This window comes from Mesorhizobium sp. RCC_202 (assembly GCF_041355295.1).
Classification (GTDB): Bacteria; Pseudomonadota; Alphaproteobacteria; order Rhizobiales; family Rhizobiaceae; genus Mesorhizobium.
The window spans coordinates 65,156-86,125 of record NZ_JBFUPO010000007.1; the positions used below are offsets into that span (position 1 = coordinate 65,156).

The 20,970-nt window shown below is 64.0% G+C and carries 25 protein-coding genes; 14 read left to right on the plus strand and 11 right to left on the minus strand.

The window, feature by feature from the left end; genetic code table 11:
- Window positions 1–138: 138 nt before the first annotated feature.
- The 3 genes from AB6802_RS17340 to AB6802_RS17350 all read right to left on the minus strand — a co-directional run bounded on the left by AB6802_RS17340 (window position 139) and on the right by AB6802_RS17350 (window position 3,371).
- Window positions 139–1,308 carry a PLP-dependent aspartate aminotransferase family protein gene (locus AB6802_RS17340; protein WP_371011371.1) on the minus strand — a complete coding sequence of 390 codons (1,170 nt, stop codon included), beginning with the start codon at window positions 1,306–1,308 and terminating at the stop codon, window positions 139–141.
- The gene (locus tag AB6802_RS17345) at window positions 1,305–2,741 is read right to left on the minus strand and encodes a pyridoxal-phosphate dependent enzyme (RefSeq protein ID WP_371011372.1); all 1,437 of its coding nucleotides are present in this window, start codon (window positions 2,739–2,741) and stop codon (window positions 1,305–1,307) included. The genes AB6802_RS17340 and AB6802_RS17345 overlap by 4 nt, the downstream gene beginning before the upstream one ends.
- 225 nt (window positions 2,742–2,966) lie before the next feature.
- Window positions 2,967–3,371 (minus strand): RidA family protein, encoded by a 405-nt coding sequence (locus tag AB6802_RS17350; RefSeq protein ID WP_371011373.1) that lies wholly within the window; start codon window positions 3,369–3,371, stop codon window positions 2,967–2,969.
- A 156-nt stretch (window positions 3,372–3,527) separates the two neighbouring features.
- Between AB6802_RS17350 and AB6802_RS17355 the strand changes: the two genes are divergently transcribed.
- Together AB6802_RS17355 and AB6802_RS17360 are read left to right on the plus strand one after the other, a co-directional pair.
- Window positions 3,528–3,857 (plus strand): hypothetical protein, encoded by a 330-nt coding sequence (locus tag AB6802_RS17355; RefSeq protein ID WP_371011374.1) that lies wholly within the window; start codon window positions 3,528–3,530, stop codon window positions 3,855–3,857.
- Window positions 3,854–4,498: a cysteine hydrolase gene (locus AB6802_RS17360; protein ID WP_371011375.1), complete on the plus strand. Its 645-nt coding sequence runs from the start codon at window positions 3,854–3,856 to the stop codon at window positions 4,496–4,498. The genes AB6802_RS17355 and AB6802_RS17360 overlap by 4 nt, the downstream gene beginning before the upstream one ends.
- Window positions 4,499–4,562: 64 nt before the next feature.
- Here AB6802_RS17360 and AB6802_RS17365 read toward each other — a convergent pair whose 3' ends face one another.
- A complete protein-coding gene (locus tag AB6802_RS17365) occupies window positions 4,563–4,916 on the minus strand; it encodes a winged helix-turn-helix transcriptional regulator (RefSeq protein WP_371011377.1) in 354 nt (117 codons plus the stop codon).
- A 112-nt stretch (window positions 4,917–5,028) separates the two neighbouring features.
- Between AB6802_RS17365 and AB6802_RS17370 the strand changes: the two genes are divergently transcribed.
- Window positions 5,029–5,799: a type 1 glutamine amidotransferase domain-containing protein gene (locus tag AB6802_RS17370; RefSeq protein WP_371011378.1), complete on the plus strand. Its 771-nt coding sequence runs from the start codon at window positions 5,029–5,031 to the stop codon at window positions 5,797–5,799.
- Between the two features lie 85 nt (window positions 5,800–5,884).
- Here the strand turns inward: AB6802_RS17370 and AB6802_RS17375 are convergent, their stop codons facing one another.
- Window positions 5,885–7,225 (minus strand): FAD/NAD(P)-binding protein, encoded by a 1,341-nt coding sequence (locus tag AB6802_RS17375; RefSeq protein WP_371011379.1) that lies wholly within the window; start codon window positions 7,223–7,225, stop codon window positions 5,885–5,887.
- Window positions 7,226–7,839: 614 nt separating this feature from the next.
- Between AB6802_RS17375 and tauA the strand changes: the two genes are divergently transcribed.
- The 5 genes from tauA (at window position 7,840) to AB6802_RS17400 (ending at window position 11,824) form a co-directional block, all read left to right on the plus strand.
- Complete coding sequence (gene tauA / locus AB6802_RS17380; RefSeq protein WP_371011380.1) at window positions 7,840–8,856, plus strand: taurine ABC transporter substrate-binding protein; 1,017 nt, start codon at window positions 7,840–7,842, stop codon at window positions 8,854–8,856.
- Between the two features lie 156 nt (window positions 8,857–9,012).
- Window positions 9,013–9,786, plus strand: coding sequence for a taurine ABC transporter ATP-binding protein (locus AB6802_RS17385; protein WP_371011381.1), 774 nt, complete (start codon window positions 9,013–9,015; stop codon window positions 9,784–9,786).
- Complete coding sequence (locus AB6802_RS17390) at window positions 9,783–10,643, plus strand: ABC transporter permease subunit (protein WP_371011382.1); 861 nt, start codon at window positions 9,783–9,785, stop codon at window positions 10,641–10,643. Before AB6802_RS17385 ends, AB6802_RS17390 begins: the two co-directional genes overlap by 4 nt.
- A gap of 21 nt (window positions 10,644–10,664) precedes the next feature.
- Complete coding sequence (locus AB6802_RS17395; RefSeq protein WP_371011383.1) at window positions 10,665–10,850, plus strand: hypothetical protein; 186 nt, start codon at window positions 10,665–10,667, stop codon at window positions 10,848–10,850.
- Between the two features lie 44 nt (window positions 10,851–10,894).
- Window positions 10,895–11,824 (plus strand): TauD/TfdA dioxygenase family protein, encoded by a 930-nt coding sequence (locus AB6802_RS17400; RefSeq protein ID WP_371011384.1) that lies wholly within the window; start codon window positions 10,895–10,897, stop codon window positions 11,822–11,824.
- A gap of 110 nt (window positions 11,825–11,934) precedes the next feature.
- Here AB6802_RS17400 and AB6802_RS17405 read toward each other — a convergent pair whose 3' ends face one another.
- The gene (locus AB6802_RS17405; protein WP_371011385.1) at window positions 11,935–12,120 is read right to left on the minus strand and encodes a hypothetical protein; all 186 of its coding nucleotides are present in this window, start codon (window positions 12,118–12,120) and stop codon (window positions 11,935–11,937) included.
- 309 nt (window positions 12,121–12,429) lie between these two features.
- Between AB6802_RS17405 and AB6802_RS17410 the strand changes: the two genes are divergently transcribed.
- The 4 genes from AB6802_RS17410 (at window position 12,430) to AB6802_RS17425 (ending at window position 15,638) form a co-directional block, all read left to right on the plus strand.
- Window positions 12,430–12,792 carry a septal ring lytic transglycosylase RlpA family protein gene (locus AB6802_RS17410; RefSeq protein WP_371011386.1) on the plus strand — a complete coding sequence of 121 codons (363 nt, stop codon included), beginning with the start codon at window positions 12,430–12,432 and terminating at the stop codon, window positions 12,790–12,792.
- Window positions 12,793–13,026: 234 nt separating this feature from the next.
- Complete coding sequence (locus AB6802_RS17415) at window positions 13,027–14,304, plus strand: polyhydroxyalkanoate depolymerase (protein ID WP_371011387.1); 1,278 nt, start codon at window positions 13,027–13,029, stop codon at window positions 14,302–14,304.
- 187 nt (window positions 14,305–14,491) lie between these two features.
- Entirely contained in the window at window positions 14,492–15,109 is a 618-nt protein-coding gene (locus tag AB6802_RS17420) for a transglutaminase-like cysteine peptidase (RefSeq protein WP_371011388.1), read from the plus strand.
- Window positions 15,110–15,404: 295 nt separating this feature from the next.
- On the plus strand, window positions 15,405–15,638 hold the full coding sequence (locus AB6802_RS17425; RefSeq protein ID WP_371011389.1) for a hypothetical protein: 234 nt from the start codon (window positions 15,405–15,407) through the stop codon (window positions 15,636–15,638).
- Between the two features lie 164 nt (window positions 15,639–15,802).
- On the opposite strand, the gene AB6802_RS17430 is transcribed toward AB6802_RS17425, so the two are convergent.
- The 4 genes from AB6802_RS17430 to AB6802_RS17445 form a co-directional block, all read right to left on the minus strand.
- The gene (locus tag AB6802_RS17430) at window positions 15,803–16,165 is read right to left on the minus strand and encodes a helix-turn-helix domain-containing protein (protein WP_371011390.1); all 363 of its coding nucleotides are present in this window, start codon (window positions 16,163–16,165) and stop codon (window positions 15,803–15,805) included.
- Window positions 16,166–16,190: 25 nt separating this feature from the next.
- On the minus strand, window positions 16,191–16,715 hold the full coding sequence (locus tag AB6802_RS17435; protein ID WP_371011391.1) for a Smr/MutS family protein: 525 nt from the start codon (window positions 16,713–16,715) through the stop codon (window positions 16,191–16,193).
- Entirely contained in the window at window positions 16,712–17,815 is a 1,104-nt protein-coding gene (locus tag AB6802_RS17440) for a murein transglycosylase A (protein WP_371011393.1), read from the minus strand. The genes AB6802_RS17435 and AB6802_RS17440 overlap by 4 nt, the downstream gene beginning before the upstream one ends.
- A gap of 134 nt (window positions 17,816–17,949) precedes the next feature.
- Window positions 17,950–18,657, minus strand: coding sequence for a Tim44/TimA family putative adaptor protein (locus tag AB6802_RS17445; protein WP_371011395.1), 708 nt, complete (start codon window positions 18,655–18,657; stop codon window positions 17,950–17,952).
- Between the two features lie 203 nt (window positions 18,658–18,860).
- On the opposite strand from AB6802_RS17445, the gene AB6802_RS17450 reads away from it, so the two are divergent.
- Together AB6802_RS17450 and secB are read left to right on the plus strand one after the other, a co-directional pair.
- Entirely contained in the window at window positions 18,861–19,355 is a 495-nt protein-coding gene (locus tag AB6802_RS17450) for an FxsA family protein (RefSeq protein ID WP_371011396.1), read from the plus strand.
- A gap of 150 nt (window positions 19,356–19,505) precedes the next feature.
- Window positions 19,506–20,006 (plus strand): protein-export chaperone SecB, encoded by a 501-nt coding sequence (gene secB, locus AB6802_RS17455; protein ID WP_371011397.1) that lies wholly within the window; start codon window positions 19,506–19,508, stop codon window positions 20,004–20,006.
- 256 nt (window positions 20,007–20,262) lie between these two features.
- Here the strand turns inward: secB and dnaQ are convergent, their stop codons facing one another.
- Window positions 20,263–20,967: a DNA polymerase III subunit epsilon gene (gene dnaQ / locus AB6802_RS17460; protein WP_371011398.1), complete on the minus strand. Its 705-nt coding sequence runs from the start codon at window positions 20,965–20,967 to the stop codon at window positions 20,263–20,265.
- Window positions 20,968–20,970: the final 3 nt, after the last annotated feature.

Below are 20,970 nucleotides of genomic sequence, written 5' to 3' on the forward strand. Positions count from 1 at the left end.
GAGATCAGCTATCATCGCGGCTTTCGCCAACTGGCAGCGTCGCAGGATTGCGCGGGGTGCCGAAGCTGCCAATCTCCCCCCTCGTGGGGGAGATGTCCGGCAGGACAGAGGGGGCGCCACGGATCGCGGCGAAGCCGTTTAGCCCCCAAACGCCTGCTCCAGATCCGCGATCAGATCGTCGCCGTCCTCGATGCCGCAGGACAGCCTGACCAGCGAATCCGTGATGCCGATTGCCGCGCGTTTTTCCGCCGGGATCGAGCCATGCGTCATCAGCGCCGGATGCTCGATCAGGCTTTCTACGCCGCCGAGGCTTTCGGCCAGCGTGAACAGCTGCGTTCGCTCGAGGAAGCGTTTTGTCCCCGCAAGATCACGATCGAGATCGACCGAGATCATGCCGCCAAAGGCATGCATCTGCTGAACGGCAATGGAGTGCTGCGGGTGGCTGGCGAGGCCTGGATAGATGACGCGGCGGACATCTTTGCGGGCTTCCAGCCATTGCGCTATTTTGAGGCCGTTCGACGAGTGGCGCTCCATCCTCAGCGCCAGGGTCTTGATGCCGCGCAGCGCGAGAAAACTGTCGAACGGGCCGGAGATGGCGCCGATGGCGTTCTGCAGGAATTTCAGCTGGGCGGCGAGGTCCTTGTTGTCGCCGACCACCGCCACGCCGCCGACCATGTCGGAATGACCGTTGAGATATTTCGTCGTCGAGTGGACGACGATGTCGATGCCGAGCTCCAGCGGCCTCTGAATATAAGGGCTGCAGAAGGTGTTGTCGGCGACCGTCAGCACCCCCTTGCGTTTGGCCAGTGCCGCCACCGCTTCGAGATCGACGATGCGCAGCAGCGGGTTGGTCGGCGTCTCGACCCAGAGCAGTTTCGTCTCCGGCCGGATCGCGGCCTCGACGGCGGCAAGGTCGGTGAAGTCGGCGAAGCTGACCTGCAGGCCGGCCGAGCGCTTGCGCACCCGTTCCATCAACCGGAAGGAGCCGCCATAGATATCATCGGTGGCGACGATGTGGGCGCCGCTGTCGAGCAGTTCGAGCACGGTGCCGATCGCCGCCAGGCCGGAGGCGAAGGCAAAGGCGGCCGAGCCGCTTTCGAGATCGGCCACCGCACGCTCGAAGGCGAAGCGCGTTGGGTTCTGGCTGCGGGCGTACTCAAAACCCTTGTGCACGCCGGGCGACTGCTGGCCATAGGTGGAGGTGGCATAGATCGGCACCATCACCGCGCCGGTCAGCGGGTCGTGGCTCTGACCGCCATGGATGGTGCGGGTGGAAAAGGCCAGGCGGTTCTTGCCGGATTTGGTCATGTTGCGCGGCGCCTCAAATGATTGATCAGGTCGATACGGGTTATCAGACCGATGAACTCCTCGCCATCGAAGACGATGGCGACCTCGTTGCGGTCGAAGACCGGCAGCAGCGCGTCCAGGGTCTGGCTGGCCTGCAGCGTGTGCAGGTTCGACGTCATGGCCGTGCGCACCGGGCCGTTGAAGCGATCCCAACGGCCGTCATAGGGACCGTCGACCTTGGCTAAAATGTCGCTCTCGTCGACGATGCCGACCAGCTTGCCGTCGTCCAGCACCGGCAGTTGCGAGACATCGGAACGGCGCATGCGGCCGTAAGCGTTGAGCAGGCTCTCGTCCGGGCCGACCCAGACGGTGTCGCCGGTGCGGTGCGAGCGCATGACGAGGTCGCGCAGATCGCCATGCTGCTCGTGCTCGGCCAGGCCCTGCTCGGCCAACCAGAAATCGTCGAAGACTTTCGACAGGTATTTGTTGCCGCTGTCGCAGACGAAGGTGACGACGCGCTTTGGTGTCGTCTGCTCGCGGCAATAGCGAAGCGCGGCCGACAACAGCGTGCCGGAGGACGAACCGGCCAAAATGCCTTCCTTGGACAACAGGTCGCGCACCGCCAGCATGCTCTGCTTGTCGGGGATCGAGTAGGCTTTCCTGACCAGCGACAGGTCGGCATTGGGCGGCACGAAATCCTCGCCGATGCCCTCGACGGTCCAACTGCCGGCCTCTTCCATCTTGCCGGTCTTGATCAGCGGCGCCAGCACCGAGCCGACCGGATCGGCCAGCACCATTTCGGTCTTCGGCGAGTGTTTCGCGAAATAGCGGCCGAGCCCGGTGAGCGTGCCGCCGGAGCCGACGCCGACCACCACCGCGTCGACGTCGCCATCGAGTTGCGAAAATATCTCCGGCCCGGTCGTGGTCTCATGCGCCAGCGGGTTGGCCGGATTGGCGAACTGGTTGGCGTAGAAGGCGCCGGGCAGCTCGGCGGCGATCTTCTCAGCCATGTCCTGGTAATATTCGGGATGGCCCTTGCCGACGTCGGAGCGCGTCATGCGCACCTCGGCGCCTAAAGCGCGCAGATGCTGGATCTTTTCGCGCGACATCTTGTCGGGCACGACCAGGATGATGCGGTAGCCCTTCGGGATGCCGACCTGGGCGAGGCCGAGGCCGGTGTTGCCGGCTGTGGCCTCGACGATGGTGCCGCCGCGCTTCAACGCGCCCGATTTCTCGGCCGCGGCGATCATCGACAGCGCGATGCGGTCCTTGATCGAGCCTCCGGGATTCTGGCTTTCGAGCTTGATGAACAGCCGGCATTTGCCGGTGTCGAATTTGGTCAGCTCGACCACCGGCGTCTGGCCGATCAGGTCGAGCACCGAGCCGTAAGGCGGGCGCAGCCTCGACAGATTGGGGTCGGCGCGGTCAGGCGCTGCTTTTTTATGCTCGCTCATCTGGACGCTCCGTGGCAGCAGGTCGACGCGGGTCCGGCAATCTTGCGCATGATGCGAGCGGAATCCATTCCGGGTTCGCGGATTGCACGGAACCGTCTTTTCCAGCCCTTTGCTTCCCGAAAGAAGATAGATCGTGCCAATCGGGTGGCGAGTCGGGGAATGGAATTTCGCGGGAAGCCGCTTCTCAATGTCGAAAGGCCGGCGCGATGCGCCTGCGCCGATCAATCAGCCGCCGAGAACTGCAGCCTGTCCCTCGATCTCGATCAAAAAATCCGGGTGGCCGAGGCCCGCCACGCGCAGCGCCTTGATGATAGGCGGCGGGGCGCGGTTGGCCCAGAAGGCCATCCAGGCGCCGAAGCCGGGGCGGATGTCCTGATCGCCGACGATATAGATCGACAGGCTGACCAGATCCTCCGGCTTCGCGCCGCCGGCCTCGAGCACCTTGGCCAGATTGGCCAGCGCCTGCGTCGTCTGCTTTGCCAGATCGCCTTTGCCGACGATGTTGCCGTCGGCGTCGACCCCGTTCTGGCCGCCGACCAGCACGATGCGGGCCGAGGCGGGCAGCGACACGCCTTGCGAATAGGCTGGGTTGCTGTGCATGCCTTCAGGGTTCAGTCTTTCAATGCTCACGCCGTTCTTCCTCCAGGTGCTTACTCAATCGATCGGCTCAAATCGCGTCTGTCAGGAGACCATTTCAACGCACCATGTCGTTCGTTGCCGGTGCCTTTTCCACCATGTTAGCCGAACGGGGCGCGGGGCGGACGGCAATTGCCAAGGAACGGTCGGATGAAGATTCTTGCCTATGACAATTTCAAGCCCGGCGTCACGCTCGATGAGCTCAGACCCTACCTGCCCGAGGAGGTCTCCAATGTCTGGCGGCTCTGGAAGGCAGGCATCGTGCGCGAGAATTATGCGCGCGCCGATATCGGTGGCGTCATCATCGTCTTCGAGCTCGACAGCGTCGAGGAGGCGAAGCGCTATACCGACGATTTCCCCCTGTCCAAGGCCGGCCTGCTCGAATGGCATTTCATTGCCTTCGACGCGCCCTTGCCGCTCGAATTCCTGTTCGACCCGACCGTCGACATCGCCAAGCCATGGGATCGGACCGCGGCATGATCCGCTCCAGTGACGGGATAGAGGTTCCAACGACCCTCGCCGAATGGTGCGATCCGCGCCGCATGGCGCTGGTGGTCTATGACGTGCAGGTCGGCATCTGCCGCCAGGTCGAGGGCGGGGCGACGATCGTGGAGCGCACCGGCGTCGTGCTCGAAGCAGCACGCTCGGCCGGCATGCGGGTTGCCTTCACGCGCCATCTGTCGCTGCCGAAGGCATGGATGGGCGCCACGCAATTGCGCACCGCCATGGCCTGGCAGCGCCTGGACAGTCCTGACGCGGTGCGGCCCTGGTTCCCGCGCGACGCCGAGGCAACGCGGATCGTGTCAGAGCTGGAACCGCGCGCGGACGAGGCGGTGTTCGACAAGCTGACCATGTCGGCCTTCGATTCCACCGCGCTCGGCTTTGCCTTGCGCGATTGCGGTGTGCGCGCGGTGGCGCTTGCCGGCATCGCCATGGAGATCGGCATCGAGCCGACGGTGCGACAGGCGACCGACAACGGCTTCGTCGCCGTGGTGATCGAGGACGCCTGCGGCTTCGGCAACAGGCAAGCGCGCGACCGTTCGATGGCGACATTGCGCTTCCTCGGCGAAGCCATCGTCACCGATGTCGCCGGCTTTCGCATCGCGCTTGCCGGCGCATAGAATGATTTTCTTTTGTTTCGCAATTCCGGACGGAAAACCGCTTCACACTTTTCCTGGAATTGCTCTAAGCCGCCGCCTCGACGTCGGTGCGGAAGCGCACGCCCTCGGCGCGACCGTGCACGTCGCCCCAGTCGTAAAGCGCCTGAAGGGCGGCGGCGATATCGTGGCCGCGCGGGCTCAAGGCGTAGCGCGCCTTGCCGTCGGGCGAGGTCTCCAGCGTGACGAAGCCGATCTCGACCAGGTCGGCCAGGCGCTGCGTCAGCATCTTGTCGGAGAGCGAGGGGATCAACCGGCGGAGTTCCGAATAGCGCAGCGGCCCCTGCTTGATGCGGGCCAGGATCACCGTCTTCCACTTGCCGCCGAGCGCGTCGAGCGCGAACTCGACCGGGCAGCCATAGAGTCTACCGCGTTGTGTCATGCGCCGATCCTAGGCAAGGGGCGGGCGAGGCGAAAGCGGAAATTGCCCCGCCATCTGGCGGGGTTGAAGAGCCCGACCTTGTCGGGCAGCGTTTCATCAGGAGGAGAGCGAGATGAGTGTTCGGGATCCCAATCCGGTCAATGCGCGCAACCCAAAGCGGGTGGCGATCGTCATCGCCAACCCGGCGGTCTCGACCACGACAGGTTGGCCGGTCGGCTTCTGGTGGAGCGAGCTCACCCATCCCTGGTTCGCCTTCACCGAGCGCGGCTATGAGGTCGAGATCTTTTCGCCGGACGGCGGCAAATGCGAGGCCGACGCATTGAGCGACCCGCGCGATGCTTCGGGCTATTCGGAAACCGACCTCATTTCGCTCGGCTTCATTTCGAACCCGAAACTGCAGGCGCTGGTCGACAACACGAGGCCGGTCTCGGCGATCGATGTCGCGCGCTTCGACGCCATCGTCGTCGCCGGCGGGCAGTCGCCGATGTTCAGCTATGAGCGCGCCATCGGCCTGCAGGAAAAATTCGTTGCCTTCCACGAGGCCGGCAAGGTGGCGGCAGCGCTCTGCCATGGCACCGCTGTCCTGCGCTACGCCAGGCGGGCCGACGGGTCGCTGCTTGCCGCGGGCAAGACGGTAACCGGCTTTGCCAATGTCGAGGAGGATTTCGCCGACAACGCCACCTGGCAAATGGGCGCGCTGGAACGCGGCAAGCATCTGATGCCGTGGCGGATCGAGGACGAGCTGAAAGCGATCGGAGCCAATTATATCCAGGCCGGCCTTTGGCGCGGCTTCGCCGTGCGCGACGGCAACCTCATCACCGGACAGCAGAATTTTTCCGGCGCCGAAACCGCGCGCGTGGTGTGCGAGGCGCTGGGAGGTTAGACTTTATTTGTTTTGACGCAATTCCGGACGGAAGGGCTACGGCGAAGCCGCCGAGCCTGATCGCTTCACACTTTTCCTGGAATTGCTAGCCGAGAAGAAGCTTGCTCAGCTTCGCGCATTGCACGCGGATGTCGGGAATGGCGTCGATCTCGAAAAAGGTGCCGCGCGTCAACGGCCCGACGGCGAGCAGTTTTGACGACACCGTGCCGTCGGCCGCGATCAGTTCGCATTTGCCGGTGACGTCAAGGCCGAGGCGCAGCGGGTCGGGCCGCGCCAGGGAACGCTCGACCAGCGCGCGCACGACGCGGTTCGAGGTCCGCGATATGTCGCGGGCGATGCCCATGCAGTCATAGATGCGCGCGACATCGAGGGTCTCTATGTCCTGCTTGCCGCGCGGCTGGATTTTTACGACGAAGCCATCGTTCGGCATGACATCCACGACCCGGCCGGCGACGAGCCGGATGCGGCCCGACTGGACCGCTTCGGTGACCCGCGCATAGACCTCCGGCGCCATGCGGTGACGGTGGATGTCCCACCAGGCCTTGGTGTGCTCGACGAAGCGGCGCTTGGCAGAGGACGGCCAGTTCTGCCAGATCGTCTGGTTGAAGGGCCGCAGACCATCGACCACGTCACGCCAGTCGCCGCCGGCCTTCTGCGTCTCGCGGATCAGATTGCGGAACCAGCCGACGAAATAGGAAAGCTGCGTGCCGAGCGGGATGTCGGCGACGTCCAGCTTGATCGGATTGCCCTTGCGGTGCGGCGAAGGCAGCAGGCCGCGCCGCGACACAGCTATGATCGCGCCGCGATGGCCACGCTGCTCCAGCGACAGGAAGGCGTCGACCATGCTCAGACCGGTGCCCAAAAGCAGAACCGGCGCCTCGGGATCGAGCGCGCTGTCGCCCTCGGAGCCCATGCGGACGGCCTGGCCCTGGAAGGCGCCGGGCTGTTCGTCATGGCCGGTGGCGAGCACCGCCAGATGGCCGACGACGCTTGTTCCATTCGCGAGAGCCACCTCGACGCCCGCCGGCGTCGGCGAGATCGACAGGCTCTCCTCGCGGATCAGCCGCAACCGGCCGCTCTCGCGCTCGCGTTCCTCGAGCTCGTCGAGCAGGTCCTGCAGATAGCGCGCATAGAGGCTGCGCGGCGCATAGAAAGGACCCTGGTCGGGTTTGGCAAAGCCGCGATCCAGCAGCCAGCGCGCGAAATTGCCCGGGTCGTCGGCATAGGCGCTCATGCCGGAGGCATTGACGTTGAGCACATGCGCCGAGAGCAGCGTCGAATAGGCCATGCCCTGGCCGAAATGCGGCCGCTTCTCGATCAGCGTGACGCGCAGGTCCGAATTGGACGATTTCAAGAGATGCGCGGCGAGCACGACACCGCTGGCGCCGCCGCCGACAATGATGATGGAGTTGCCGCGTCCAACCATGGTGGCGAGCCGAAAACCTGACGGAGCGGTCAGCGCGCGACGACCGCCGCCGGCGGCCTGGGGCCGCGAACGATCGCCGGAACGGTCTTCAAAAGGTCGCGCATCGTTCTCTCACTCCCAATGTTGATAAGATTACTATACTAACCGCTCCGCACACGAAACCCGGTTTCCAATTCGCTCGCTATTTGAAGCATGGTTTTGCCGAGTTGGGATGACAGGCGGATTTTCCGTTCGGTCGATATCCGAGAGCGACGCCCTACCCCTCCCTTCGTCATTCTAGGGCGGAGCGACGCGAAGCGGAGCGCAGACCCTAGAATCCATGCCGCGACCTTCGAGACAAATGCAGCGGTCGAGAATGGACCCCCTTTGAACCTCCCTGAAAAGATAGTTCTGCACCCTATCATCGCTCTTATGTCACGGCATGGAAGGCGCGACCGGACCGGCATCGCGAAGTAAACATCCGCGACTGTCCTTTTGCGCTTCCGCCGTCGCTACCTGGCGACACTTTTCCAACAAAACCCACTTCGTTGGAAGGATTTAACTCTACAAACCCGATAGAATTAACCGACGATAGAAAGGCAATCCGATTTCTCAGGGGTTTATGGAGCCTTTCAATGTCAACCATTTCACGACGCATTCTGCTTCTGTCGTCGGCCGCCGCTCTGGCCGGCGCCACCTTGCTCGGTCCGGCAGAGGCGCAGGATCTCAAGATCACCATCGGCTACCAGACGGTGGTCGAGCCCTCGAAAGTGCCGCAGGCCGACGGCGTGTATGAGAAGGCGACCAAGGCCGCGATCGACTGGCGCAAGTTCGATTCCGGCGCCGATGTCATCGCGGCGGTGGCTTCCGGCTCGGTCGATATCGGCTATGTCGGCTCGAGCCCGCTGGCAGCGGCCGCCAGCCGCGAGCTGCCGATCCAGACCATCTTCGTCGTCGGCCTGATCGGCCCGTCGGAAGCGCTGGTCGCCCGCAATGGCGCCGGCATCGAGAAGGTCGCCGACCTCGCCGGCAAGAAGGTCGCGGTGCCGTTCGTGTCGACCACGCATTACAGCCTGCTTGCGGCGCTCAAGCATGAAGGCGTCGATCCGAAATCGGTGCAGATCCTCAATCTGAGGCCGCCGGAGATCGCCGCAGCCTTCGCCCGCGGCGACATCGACGCGGCCTATGTCTGGGATCCGGCGCTCGGCCAGATCAAGACCTCCGGCAAGGTGGTGCTGGATTCCTCGCAGGTCGCCGCCTGGGGCGCGCCGACCTTCGACGCCTGGATCGTGCGCACCGATTTCGCCGACAAGCATCCGGAAGCCGTGCGCGACTTCGTCAAGGTGACCGGCGCGGCCTATGCCCAGTATCTGGCCAAGCCCGGGGCCTGGTCGGTGTCCTCGCCCGAAGCCGGCAAGATCGCCAAGCTCACCGGCGCCAAGCTGGAAGAGGTGCCGGAACTGCTCAAGGGCTATGTCTTCCCGACGCTCGACGAACAGGCATCGGACAAGTTCCTCGGCGGCGCCACGGTAAAGGCAGTCGCGGCGACGTCGGCCTTCCTCAAGGAGCAGGGCAAGATCGACGCCGTGCTGCCAGACTATTCGAAATACGTCACGTCGAAATACGCCAGCGAGGCGCTCGCCTCGAATTGAGCTTTTCGCCACGCAATTCCGCAAGGTTGACCGCCTTTCCCCGGATTGCCCGACAAGCGCGGCCTTCTTCCCTGGCCTTGCGCTTGCCTGCCCCGGAACCGCTTTACGAGGAGCGGATTCGGGGCAGGCCCCTGATCCAACTGAGGTCCGATCCCGATGCCGCATCTCGTTCTCGATAAGGTGAGCGTCCACTATGACGGCCAGCCGGCGCCTGCGGTCGAACGCGTGTCGATCGATATCGGCAAGAGCGATTTCGTCGTGCTGGTCGGCCGCTCCGGCTGCGGCAAGACTTCGCTGCTCAACGTCGCCGCCGGCCTGGTCGAACCGACGCGCGGCCAGGCGACGATCGGTGGCCGGCCGATCACCGCGCCAGGACCCGACCGCGCCGTGGTGTTCCAGAACGACGCGCTGTTTCCCTGGCTGACGGCACGGGAAAATGTCGCCTTCGCGCTCAGACTGCGCGGCGTGAGCGCCGGCAAACGGGCGCGGCGCGCCGATGAGCTGTTGTCGCTGGTCAAGCTCGAGGACGCCGGCGACAAGCGCATCTGGGAGCTTTCCGGCGGCATGCGCCAGCGTGTCGGCCTTGCTCGCGCTCTGGCCGCCGAGCCGGAGTTCCTGCTGCTCGACGAGCCGCTCGGCGCCCTCGACGCGCTGACGCGCGAACGCATGCAGACGACGCTGCTCGATCTGTGGGCAGCGGCCCAAGTCGGCGTGCTGATGGTGACGCATGGTATCGAGGAGGCGCTGGTGCTCGCCACCCGCATCGTCGTGCTGGCGCCGGGGCCCGGCCATGTGGTGCGGAGCTTCGAGACCCATTTCGGCCGCCGCTATGCCGCAGGCGAGCCGATCCGCACCATCAAGGCCGACCCGGCCTTTACCACCGCCCGCGCCGAGCTCACCGACGCAATCTTCGAAGGAGAAGCGGCATGAGCGTCAGCGCCTATACCGAACGCCCTGCCACCAAGGCCGGCGAGACGGACGGGCTGTCCGTGCCGTGGTCGCGGCCGAAGCCGAAGCGGGCCGCCATCTCGGCCCGGCTGGTCAGCGCGATCACCATTCTCGTCCTGCTCGCCGCCTGGGCGATCTCCGCCCAATTGAAGCTCGTCTCGCCCGTCTTCCTGCCCTCGCCGGCGGCAGTATGGGCAAAATTCGTCGTCGTCGCGCGCAACGGCTTTGTCGACGCGACGCTGCTTGAACACATTACCGCCAGTCTCTGGCGCGTCTTCGCGGCGCTGGTGGCCGCGATCCTCATCGGCGTCCCGGTCGGGCTCGCCATCGGCGTCAGCAGGATCGGCCGCGGCGTGTTCGATCCGCTGCTCGAATTCCTGCGGCCGATCCCGCCGCTCGCCTATCTGCCGCTGATCGTCATCTGGTTCGGCATCGGCGAGCCGTCGAAAATCCTCGTCATCGCCATCGCCATGCTGGCGCCGGTGGCGCTGTCGACGGCCGCCGGCGTGCGCGGCGTCTCGCGCGAGCGCATCAATGCCGCGCGATCGCTGGGCGCCACGCGCGCCCAGGTGGTGCGCCATGTGATCCTGCCCAGCGCCCTGCCTTCGATCCTCACCGGCCTGCGCATCGCGCTCGGCGCCGGCTGGTCGACGCTGGTCGCGGCCGAGCTGGTGGCGGCGACGCGCGGGCTTGGCTTCATGATCCAGTCGGCCGCGCAGTTCCTGGTCACCGACGTGGTGGTGATGGGCATCCTGGTGATCGCAACAATTGCCTTCGCGCTCGAATTCGTCATCCGCCGGATCGAGCGGATTCTGGTGCCCTGGGCAGGGCGGGATTGAACGGAGCGAAGGAGAAGGATGATGACACATTCTACCGCAGTGCTTTTCGCCCATGTCGGCAACTGGCTTTTGCGGCTTCCCGCCGACAGCCGGACATCGGGTCCTGAACCGAAATCGCCGGCGCCGGTCAAGCTGGATGGCGAACGTGACCGCCTGCCGCCGCGCGACGAGAGTTTCTATTGGGCCTGGCAGTACTGGTCCCAGTGATTGCCCGGCCCCCGCCTTCCCCCAACAGAAACGAGGAGATTCCCATGAGTGACCCAACAGCAGCCAACGATGCCATTGCCGCGATCGAAGTCGTTCCGCTCACTGCCCGTGTCGGAGCGGAAATCCGGGGCATTCGCCTCGATGGAAACCTGTCGGACGCCACCATCCAATCGATCAACCAGGTGCTTTTGAAGCACAAGGTGGTGTTCTTCCGCGGCCAGGAGCATCTCGACGATTCCGAACACGAGTTGTTCGCGCGGCGCCTGGGCGATCTTGTGCCGCATCCGACGCAAGGGCCGATCGCCGGCACCGCTTCGATCCTCAACCTGGATTCCAGCCGTGGCGGCGGCCGCGCCGACCAATGGCATACCGACGTCACTTTCGTGGATGCCTATCCGAAATTCTCCGTGCTTCGCGGCGTCGTCATTCCGGTGGCCGGCGGCGATACGATCTGGTCCAACACGCATGCCGTCTATGAAAGCCTGCCGGCGCCGCTCAAGCTCCTGGCGGAGAACCTCTGGGCCATCCACAGCAATGTCTACGACTACGCCGCCGTCCGTCCCCGCGCCTCAGCCGAGGAACGCAAGCACTTCGAGGAGGTCTTCACCTCGACCGTCTACGAAACCGAGCATCCGGTCGTGCGCGTGCATCCCGAAACCGGAGAGCGCTCGCTGCTGCTCGGCAATTTCGTGCAGCGTTTCGTCGGCCTGTCGAAGAGCGACTCTTCAAAACTCTACGAATTGTTCCAGAGCTATGTGACGGCGCCGGAGAACACCGTGCGCTGGCGCTGGCAGGCCGGCGACGTCGCCATCTGGGACAATCGGGCCACGCAGCACTATGCAGTGAACGACTATGGCAGCGAGCAGCGCATCGTGCGCCGCGCCACCGTCGACGGCGATGTGCCGGTGAGCGTCGACGGACGCCGCAGCGTCACCCACGTCAAATCGGCCAAGTCGACCGCTAAGGCCGCCTGACGACAAGCAGGGCGCTGTTCCTTCAACGCTGGTGGGACAGCGCCCCTTACCGCGCGGGAGAGAGCCACCGGCCTAAGAGGTCCGCGGTCGAAAGCCCAAACGGCAGCGTTTCAGACACGCGAGCGGTTCGCCCAGCGGAGCCCGACGAGGCCGATCAGCATGGTGACGAGGCCGATATAGAGCCACTGGCGCTGCCCGGTCATGAAGGAGCCATGGACGAGCCCGAGCCCCTGCAGCGACCACAGCACCCCGACGCCAAGTACAAGCAGCGCCAGCACAATCCTGATCAATCGCATCGGTCAGACCCTCTCCGAAAGTCGATCCTGAACTGCCATATGCACGTGACAATTGACCGAGAGGAACCGACGCAGTCTCGTTCCGCTCTACTTGCAGTTTGACGATCGGCGCTGCCTGAAACAGCGAGGCAATCGATCCGATATTCATTCAGAATACGTCCGGATGACGCCGGAAACATCATGACAAACTGTTTCCCGGCGACTCCAAACGTGTGCCGTTGCCATGGAACCGCCAGATGCCCGCCGCATTTCCTGCCTCATTCGGCACTTACGGCGGGGCCTATCTGTAACGGAGCCATCCCCCAAAGCATGAAGAAAACAAACCAGACCGCGCTTGTCGCGGTAACGATCGCGGCTGGCCTGATGGCCGGAGCTTCGTCCGCCTCCTCCGCCGCCGCGCAATGCGGCCGCGCTTCCTGGTATGCGCTGCATTCCAGAACCGCCTCAGGGGAACGCATGAACCCCTCGGCAATGACTGCCGCTCATCGCACACTGCCCTTTGGCACCAAGCTCAGGGTCACCAACAAGAACAATGGCCGTAGCGTTGTCGTGCGCATCAACGATCGCGGGCCGTTCATAAGGGGACGCGTGCTCGACCTCTCCCGCGGGGCCGCAGGCCAGCTGGGCTTCATCGGTTCGGGCCAGACCGCCGTCTGCATGGCGCGGGTCTAGTTTGTGGAGTGTCCGGCAAGAGGGGCCGGACACATATCCTTCACATTTCGGCAGCGCACATTGAGCCGGCTCCGGCGCCGAAGGCCGGTTTTCAACAGCTTGGACCAAGGATGCATTCGTCAGACAAAATGACGTATTGCATCGCAACAATATCTTGTTAACCTTCGCGCGAGACATTCAAGGCTCGGCGTTGCCCGTCGTCCCTTCGGTGGTCGGGCAGCAGCGGGGTTCTTGATGTTCTACCAGCTTTACGAATTGAACCATGCGGCGCTGCAGCCCGCGCGCCTCTATGCCGATACTGTTCGGTTGTTCTACTCCAATCCGCTCAACCCGATCTCGCACACCGCCTTCGGCCGCTCGGTGGCGGCGACCGCGGAACTGTTCGAGCGCACCACCCGCCGCTACGGCAAACCACAATTCGGCCTCGACAAGACCGTCGTCGACTGGAAGAGCGTCGACGTCAGCGAAAAGACCGTATGGTCGAAGCCGTTTTGCAATCTGATCCGCTTTGAGCGTTCCGTTCCGGCCGGCCGCAAGCCCGACCAGAAGCTTCTGATCGTGGCGCCGATGTCTGGCCACTACGCGACGCTGCTGCGCGGCACGGTGGAAGCGATGCTGCCTTACGCCGACGTCCACATCACCGACTGGGTCGACGCCCGCATGGTGCCTTTGTCGCAGGGCAGCTTCGATCTCGACGACTATATCGACTATGTCATCGAGATGTTCCACGCGCTCGGCCCCGACACCCATGTCATGGCGGTGTGCCAGCCTTCGGTGCCGGTGCTGGCGGCGGTGGCGCTGATGGAAAAGCGCGGCGATCCTTTCGTGCCCTCGACCATGACGCTGATGGGCGGCCCGGTCGACACGCGGCGCAACCCGACGGCGGTCAATCTTCTGGCCAAGGAAAAGGGTATCGACTGGTTCCGCGACAATGTCGTCATGCGAGCGCCCTGGCCGGTGCCGGGCTTCGGCCGCGAGGTCTATCCCGGCTTCCTGCAGCTGTCGGGCTTCATGAGCATGAACCTCGACCGTCACATCATCGCCCACAAGGACTTCTTCATGCACCTTGTGAAGCATGACGGCGACAATGCAGAGAAGCATCGCGACTTCTATGACGAATATCTGGCGGTCATGGACCTGACCGCCGAATTCTACCTGCAGACGGTCGATACGGTGTTCGTGCGCCACGCTTTGCCCAAGGGTGAGATGACGCATCGTGGCGAGGCGGTCGACCCGAAGGCGATCCGCAACGTGGCGCTGCTCACCATCGAGGGCGAGAACGACGATATTTCCGGCCTCGGCCAGACCCAGGCCGCGCATGACCTCTGCGTCAACGTCCCGGCCGACAAGCATGCCCATTACATGCAGCCTGCCGTCGGTCACTACGGCGTCTTCAACGGCTCGCGCTTCCGCTCGGAAATCGTGCCGCGCATCGTCGACTTCATTTCCAGCTATGGCCGCCAGCAGCGGGTGGCCGCGAAGCCGAAGCTGGTCCGCTCCGCCAGGAGCTGAGCTGGACAAAAGCGTAGCCGCCGGCCGCCATTGCGCGGCCTTCCTGCATTGTCCGATTGCCTCTGTTGCGAAAGTGTCGCGGTCGGGATCGCGCAGGTAACCATGACGCCAACTCGCCGCCATCGCTAATTGACACGGAGTGTAAATCCCCTTTAACGTTTTGTTAACAAACAGGGCGGCGGGGACAATGACTTCCTCAGCGATGACGCGAATATTGCGTTTGTGCGCGGTTGCAGGGCTGACGATCTCAGCCCACTGGGCCGTGCCGGCCTGGGCGGCGGGCGCCATGGTCACCGGCGGGCTGACCTCGCAGCCGATCGGACATTATGATTTCTGCAAGTTGCATCCAAGCGAATGCGACATCCGTCCGGCCAATCTGGCGCCGGCCAAGATGACCGACGGTTTCTTGCGCAAGCTGATCAATGTGAGCGCCAGGGTAAACGCCGCCGTCAAGCCGATGAGCGATCTCGATCATTACGGCAAGGACGAAGTCTGGGCCTATCCGGACGATGGCTATGGCGATTGCGAGGACTATGTGCTCGAAAAGCGCCGCCAGCTTTCGCGCATGGGGATTTCACTTGCCGATCTTCTGATCACCGTGGTGCGCAAGCCCGATGGCGAAGGCCATTCGGTGCTGACGGTGCGCACCGACAAGGGCGATTACGTCCTCGACAATTTGACCGACAAGGTCAAAGCCTGGGACGCCACCGGCTACCGCTTCCTCAAGCGGCAGGCGATCGACAACACCGGACGCTGGGTGTCGATCCGCGAAGGCCAGGCGGTGCTAGTGGGATCGGTGCAGTAGGAACTGGCCACCGCAACCTTAGCTTCGTCATCCTAGGGCGGAGCATGGAGCGAAGCGACGCGCGCAGACCCTAGGATCGATGCCGTGACATCGACCATAGAGTGCGACGGTGTAGGATTCTGCATCGTATTCAACACCTTAACGTCACGGCATGGATCCTCGGGTCAAGCCCGAGGATGACGAAGAAAGGGTTCCGCTCTCTCGAAAACCATTTTTCCGCACCCCTCCATGAACCATTTGCGTCCGGCCGGAGACACACAGGCGTGGACAACAAACCCAACCATGGAGAATTCAAATGACTGCTTTTTTGCGAAACACCCTCCTCGCCGCCGCCGCGATATCGGCTCTGACCGGATCGGCTCTGGCCGACCAGACCGTGTCCTGCGCCAAGACCAACCTTCATGATCTGTGGGCCGGTCGCTGCTGCAGCGCCGGCGGCGCGGATTGCCTAGGCGGCGGCAACGGTGGCCGTGACCACAACGGCAATGGCAGCCGGGGCGGCAGTACCAACGGAGCCGGCAAGCCCTGATCGCCAGAGTGAGGAGCGCGAGGACCGGCCCCTGCATAGTGCTCGGGCCTCGGCCCTCGAAGCTTCGTCATTCCAGGGCGGAGCAAGGAGCGGAGCGGACGCTCCGCCCGTGGATGACGAAGTTCGAGCGCTTCGGCTGACCCCATCAGTTGGCAATCATCCTTTCATCCGCGCAGCGTAGTCCGGACCAACGCGGTGATTTTGCGCAGTTGCTGTTCGTCGAGCTTTTCGATGCTCTCGGCCAGCAGGTTGGCCAGCTCCGTCGCTGCCGGCGACAGGCCCGACGTGTCGATCCGCACCCTCGGGTGTGAGCTTTCGGCGAGGCGGGCGAGATCCTCGGCGTCGTCCCAGATGATGTTGAAATAACCGATGATCTTCTGGATCAGCGTCCAGGTCGGCGCGCCGCGGCGGCCGTGCTCGAGCGCCGAAAGATAGGCGGCGCTGACGCCGATGGCTTGCGCCATCGCTTTCTGGCTGACGCGGCGTTCGGCGCGCAGCGCGCGCAATTTTTCGCCGAACGGCGTCATTGGCGCACCCCGATGCCAAGTGATCTCATGAGCGTGTCCGCCTTAGCCGCACATAGAGCGCGCCGGAGCCGCCATGATTGCGGGCGGCATGGTCGTGGCTGGAGACAAGATGGCGGAACGCCGGCGTCGACAGCCAGGCCGGCACGGCGCGGCGCAAGATGCCGGCGCCACCCGACGACGAGCCCTTGCCGGTGATGATCAGCACATAGCGGACACCGCCGGCATGCGCGCGATGCAGGAAGGTGAGCAGCAGCGAATAGGCCTCGTCCTGCGTCATGCCATGCAGGTCGACACGGCCTTCGAGCGGCAGCCTGCCTTTCTTCAGCTTGTTGAGGGTCTGGTCGTCGAGCACATGCGAGACATGCTGCGTCTTGGGTTTTGCGACAGCGGCCGGCCCCCCGTTGACCGGAGCGGCCGCCGGCTCTGGCTTAGGCTCGATAATGTCGGGGATCTCGACGGCGGTCCTGCCTTTGAGCGGCCGCGCCGTGCGCGCGATGAGGTTCCACAGGATGCGGTCGTCTTCGCTGAGCTTGTCGTCGCGGCGGCTCATCGGCGCCTTCCGTCAAGCAGCGCGCGCGGCACCAGCGCATAGAAATCGGCGGCATTGCGGACCACGCCGGCAATCTCGCCGGCGGCGTCGCCGGAGCCGGCAAAGAGGTCGCCGCGCGCCGGCCCGGTGATGGCCGAGCCGGTGTCCTGCGCGATCATCAGCCGCCGGAAGGGTTTCCGGTCGAAAGCCGTGAGCGTCGGCGCGTCGATATAGAAGGGTGTGCCGAAGGTGTGCAGCAGCCGGTCGACGGCCACCGACCGGCCCGGCGTCAGCGGCACCTTGGCGGCGGCGATCGGGCCAAGCAAGACGTCCTCGACCGGCGCTTCGCGAAAGAAGATGTAGGAGCGGTTCTGCCAGAGAATTTCGTCGATGCGCTCGGGATGCGCCTTGAACCAGGCTCGGATCGACTGCATCGTCACCTTCTCGAGCGGGATCTCGCCGAGCTCGCTTAAAATTTTGCCCGGACCGGTGAAACGCTGGCCGGATTTTGCGGCATAGGTGACGCGGCTGAGCCTGCCGTCGGGCATCTTCAGGCGCGCGGCGCCCTGGACATGAATGAAGAAGGCATCGACCTTCTCGGCCAGCCAGGCGATTTCAAGACGTTGGCCGGAAAGAACGCCACGCTCGATCGCGCCGCGGTCGAAATACTCGACCGGTCCCGCCGATGTGTCGCGCGCGAACGCCAGATAGGGATCCATGCCCGACGGGCGGTTGGTGTCGTCGATATCGACCAAATCGGCCGGGCGCGACAGCAGCGGCACGACAAACCGGTCCGTCTTGAACGGCGATGCCTCGACCTGCGGTTCGTAGAAACCGGTGACGAGACCTGCGCCACTCTCCGGCTTGACCAGCATCGGAACGAAGTGCCGCTCGAAAAATGCCCGCGCCACCGACCGATTCGGTTCCGAAACAGCGCGCGCCTCGGCATAGGCCTCGGCAAAAGCATTGAAATCGATCCCTAGAGATCCGGTGCGGTAAGGCTTTACCGGCGCATGGAACGCCGAGCGGCGCAACGCCGCAAAGGCCGCCACGTGATCGTCATCATCCCAGCCCGCAAGATCGCCGAAGGATTTTTCGCTGAATGCGGAAGAAAGCGGCACGACTGAGCCCCGCCGCCTAGAGCCGGATGATTTCAGGTCGCTTCGACCTGAAATCTGAATCCGCCTCTAAATCAAGGAGAAAGAGCATGATGTCGTCCGAAAACCGCTTCACACTTTTCGGCATCATGCTCTGATTAGTCTTCTTCTTCGGTGGCGACGAGCTTCCAGTTCGGATCGCGCGAGCGGGCGTCGCGGGCGAAGGTCCAGACATCCTTGACCTCGGCCACCGTCTCCGGGTCGCCGTCGATGACGGCGCCGGCCTTGTCGCGGGTCGCCGAGATCAGCTCGGAGACGATGCGCAGCGTAATATGCGCCTCGGAGCCCTTCATTTCGGCGGCGACGATATCGGCCTTGTCGATGCCGACAAAGGACGACTGGATCTTTTCCGATTTCGCCTCGCGCTCGCCAATCGCGGCGACGAAGCCATCATAGACCTCGCGCGACAGCAGGTTCTTCAGCGTCTTGCGGTCGCCATCGGCATAGGCCATGACGATCATCTCGTAAGCCTGCTTGGCGCCGTCGACGAAACCCTTCGGCTCGAAAGACGCATCATTGTCCTTGATCGTGCGCAGACCCTTGTTGAGATCGGTGTCGGGCTTGGCGAAGGCATCGATCGCGGCATAGGTCTCGGCCGCGGTTTCGCCGGGAAGCCGCTTGCGCGGCAGCGACACGACATTTTCGGAACTCTGGGCCGCCTCCTGCTCGCGCGTGCGGCTGGCCGAATAGGGATCGAAGGGCGGCCGCTCGCTGCCGGTGCGACGTCCAAGCACGTTGCGCAGCTGGAAAAAGATCACAACCGCCGCAATCAGGAAGAAAATCGTGCCGAAGTCGAAGAAACCCATATTGTCCGCCAACTCGATCCCTGTCCTGGCCGGACCGGCATGACCCTCACCGGGGCGCCGGTCGCATAGCGTTCAACATCCAAAGCATATAGAACGGCAGGCGCAATCATTCAAATCAAAGGCAGCCATACCTATCTAAGGGCGCCGAGGCCAGCGGCGATAGTCGTGCTGGGCCGCAAAACAAGAAAGCGACCGGTCAAGACTTGCGCATTTCGTTCATCCCGCTGTTCCTGCTCCTGCTGCCGCTGCTGGAAATAGCCGGTTTCGTCGTTGTCGGCCGTGAAATTGGCGCTTTGGCGACGGTCGGGCTGGTCATCCTGTCCAGCATCGCCGGCAGCCTGCTGCTCAGGCACCAGGGTTTTGGCGTGATGGCGCGGGTGCGGACCGAAATGGACGCCGGGCGCGATCCCAGCCGTCCCCTCGCGCATGGCGCGATGATCGTGCTGGCGGCAATCCTGCTCATCATCCCCGGCTTCATCACCGATATTTTCGCCATCCTTTTGCTGCTGCCGCCGGTGCGCGACCTCGCCTGGCGGGCGCTCAAGAGCCGCATCGTCACGGTGACCAGCTTCGGCGGCGGCTTTTCGGCCCGCCGGCGCGACAAGGTCATCGACCTCGACGACACAGACTATTCGCGCGACGATTATCCGAACCGGCCGGATCACAATTCGCCATGGCGGCGACTGAAGAACGATTGAGGCGCGCCGCGTTTTCGAACGTCATCCCACCGGTTTCGACCTGAGATCGGGTCGAGGCGGCAAAACTTGTCTTGTCCTGCCGGCCATGGTAGCGAACCCCCCGATTCCAATCCGGTCAGCAATGCTGCCCAGCAAAAGGACTAAAGGCTCATGGCCAGCAATGATGACGCCCAGCCGGGCGCCGCCAACGGCAACGGCACCCAGACCCAACCTTCGCTCAATGTGCTGGCCCAGTATGTGAAGGACCTGTCCTTCGAAAGCCCCGGCGCGCCGAACTCGCTGCGCGGCCGCGACAAGGCGCCCGGCATCGCCATCAATGTCAACGTCAACGCCAACCCGCTTTCGGACAAGCAGTTCGACGTCAACCTGACCTTGAACGCCAAGGCGTCCTTCGACCAGGAAGTGCTGTTCAACGTCGAGCTGGTTTATGGCGGCGTCTTTGCCATCGGCGGCTTCCCGCAGGAGCATATGCTGCCGATCCTGTTCATCGAATGCCCACGGCTTCTGTTCCCCTTCGCGCGCCAGATCATTGCCGACGCCACCCGCAACGGCGGCTTCCCGCCGCTGATGCTCGACCCGATAGATTTCGCGCAGATGTTCCAGCAGCGCATGGCCGAGGATCAGGCGGCGAGCAAGGTCCAGGTGAGCTGAGAAGGTCTGGCACCGTATCGCACCGAGAGCCCGGCTTCGCGCCGGGCTTTTTTGTTGGAGATGTCGGCGGGACAGCGCCCCCCTCTGGCCTGCCGGCCATCTCCCCCACGAGGGGGGAGATTGGCAGTTTCGGCGCGCCGCCTATTCTGCAACGTTCGAGATTGGCGAAAGCCGGCGTGACATCGATCTCCCCCCTTGTGGGGGAGATGCCCGGCAGGGCAGAGGGGGGCGCGAAGGATCGCTGCCTGCCCAGTTGTTACCCCGCCGCCACTTTCAGCCACAGCGCCTTTTCGCCGAGCGTTGAAACCAGCCCGGCATGCGCGGCTCGGTCGGCCTCCGACAGCCGCGGCGGCAAGGCGATCGGCCTGGCGCCGATCGAGATGTCGATGTCGGCCACCTCGCCGGCGCCGTTCATCTGCACGGCAACGGCCTCGAGCACCAGCGCCGCCTGCTTGCCGCCGATGAGCTCGATATAGACCTCGGCCAGCAATTCGGAGTCGAGCAGCGCGCCGTGCTTGGTGCGCCGGGTGTTGTCGATGCCGTAGCGCCGGCAGAGCGCGTCGAGCGAGTTCGGCCCCATCGGGTGCTTGCGCCGCGCCAGCGCCAGCGTATCGACGACGCGGCCGATATCGATGGCCGGTCGGTCGAGCCGGCTGAACTCGATGTTGAGGAAGCCGATGTCGAAAGTCGCGTTGTGCGCGATCAGCTTGGCGCCGTCGGTGAAGTCCAGCCATTCCTGGGCGATTTCGGCGAAGGTCGGCTTGCCGACGAGGTCGGCGGCGCTGATGCCATGCACCGCCTGCGCCTCGGCATGGATGGCTCGGCCTTGCGGGTTGATGAATTTGTGGAACGTGCGCCCGGTCGGGAAGCGATTGACCAGTTCGACGCCGCCAAGCTCGATGATGCGGTCGTCGCGCATATCGAGGCCGGTGGTTTCAGTATCGAAGATGATCTCACGCATTCG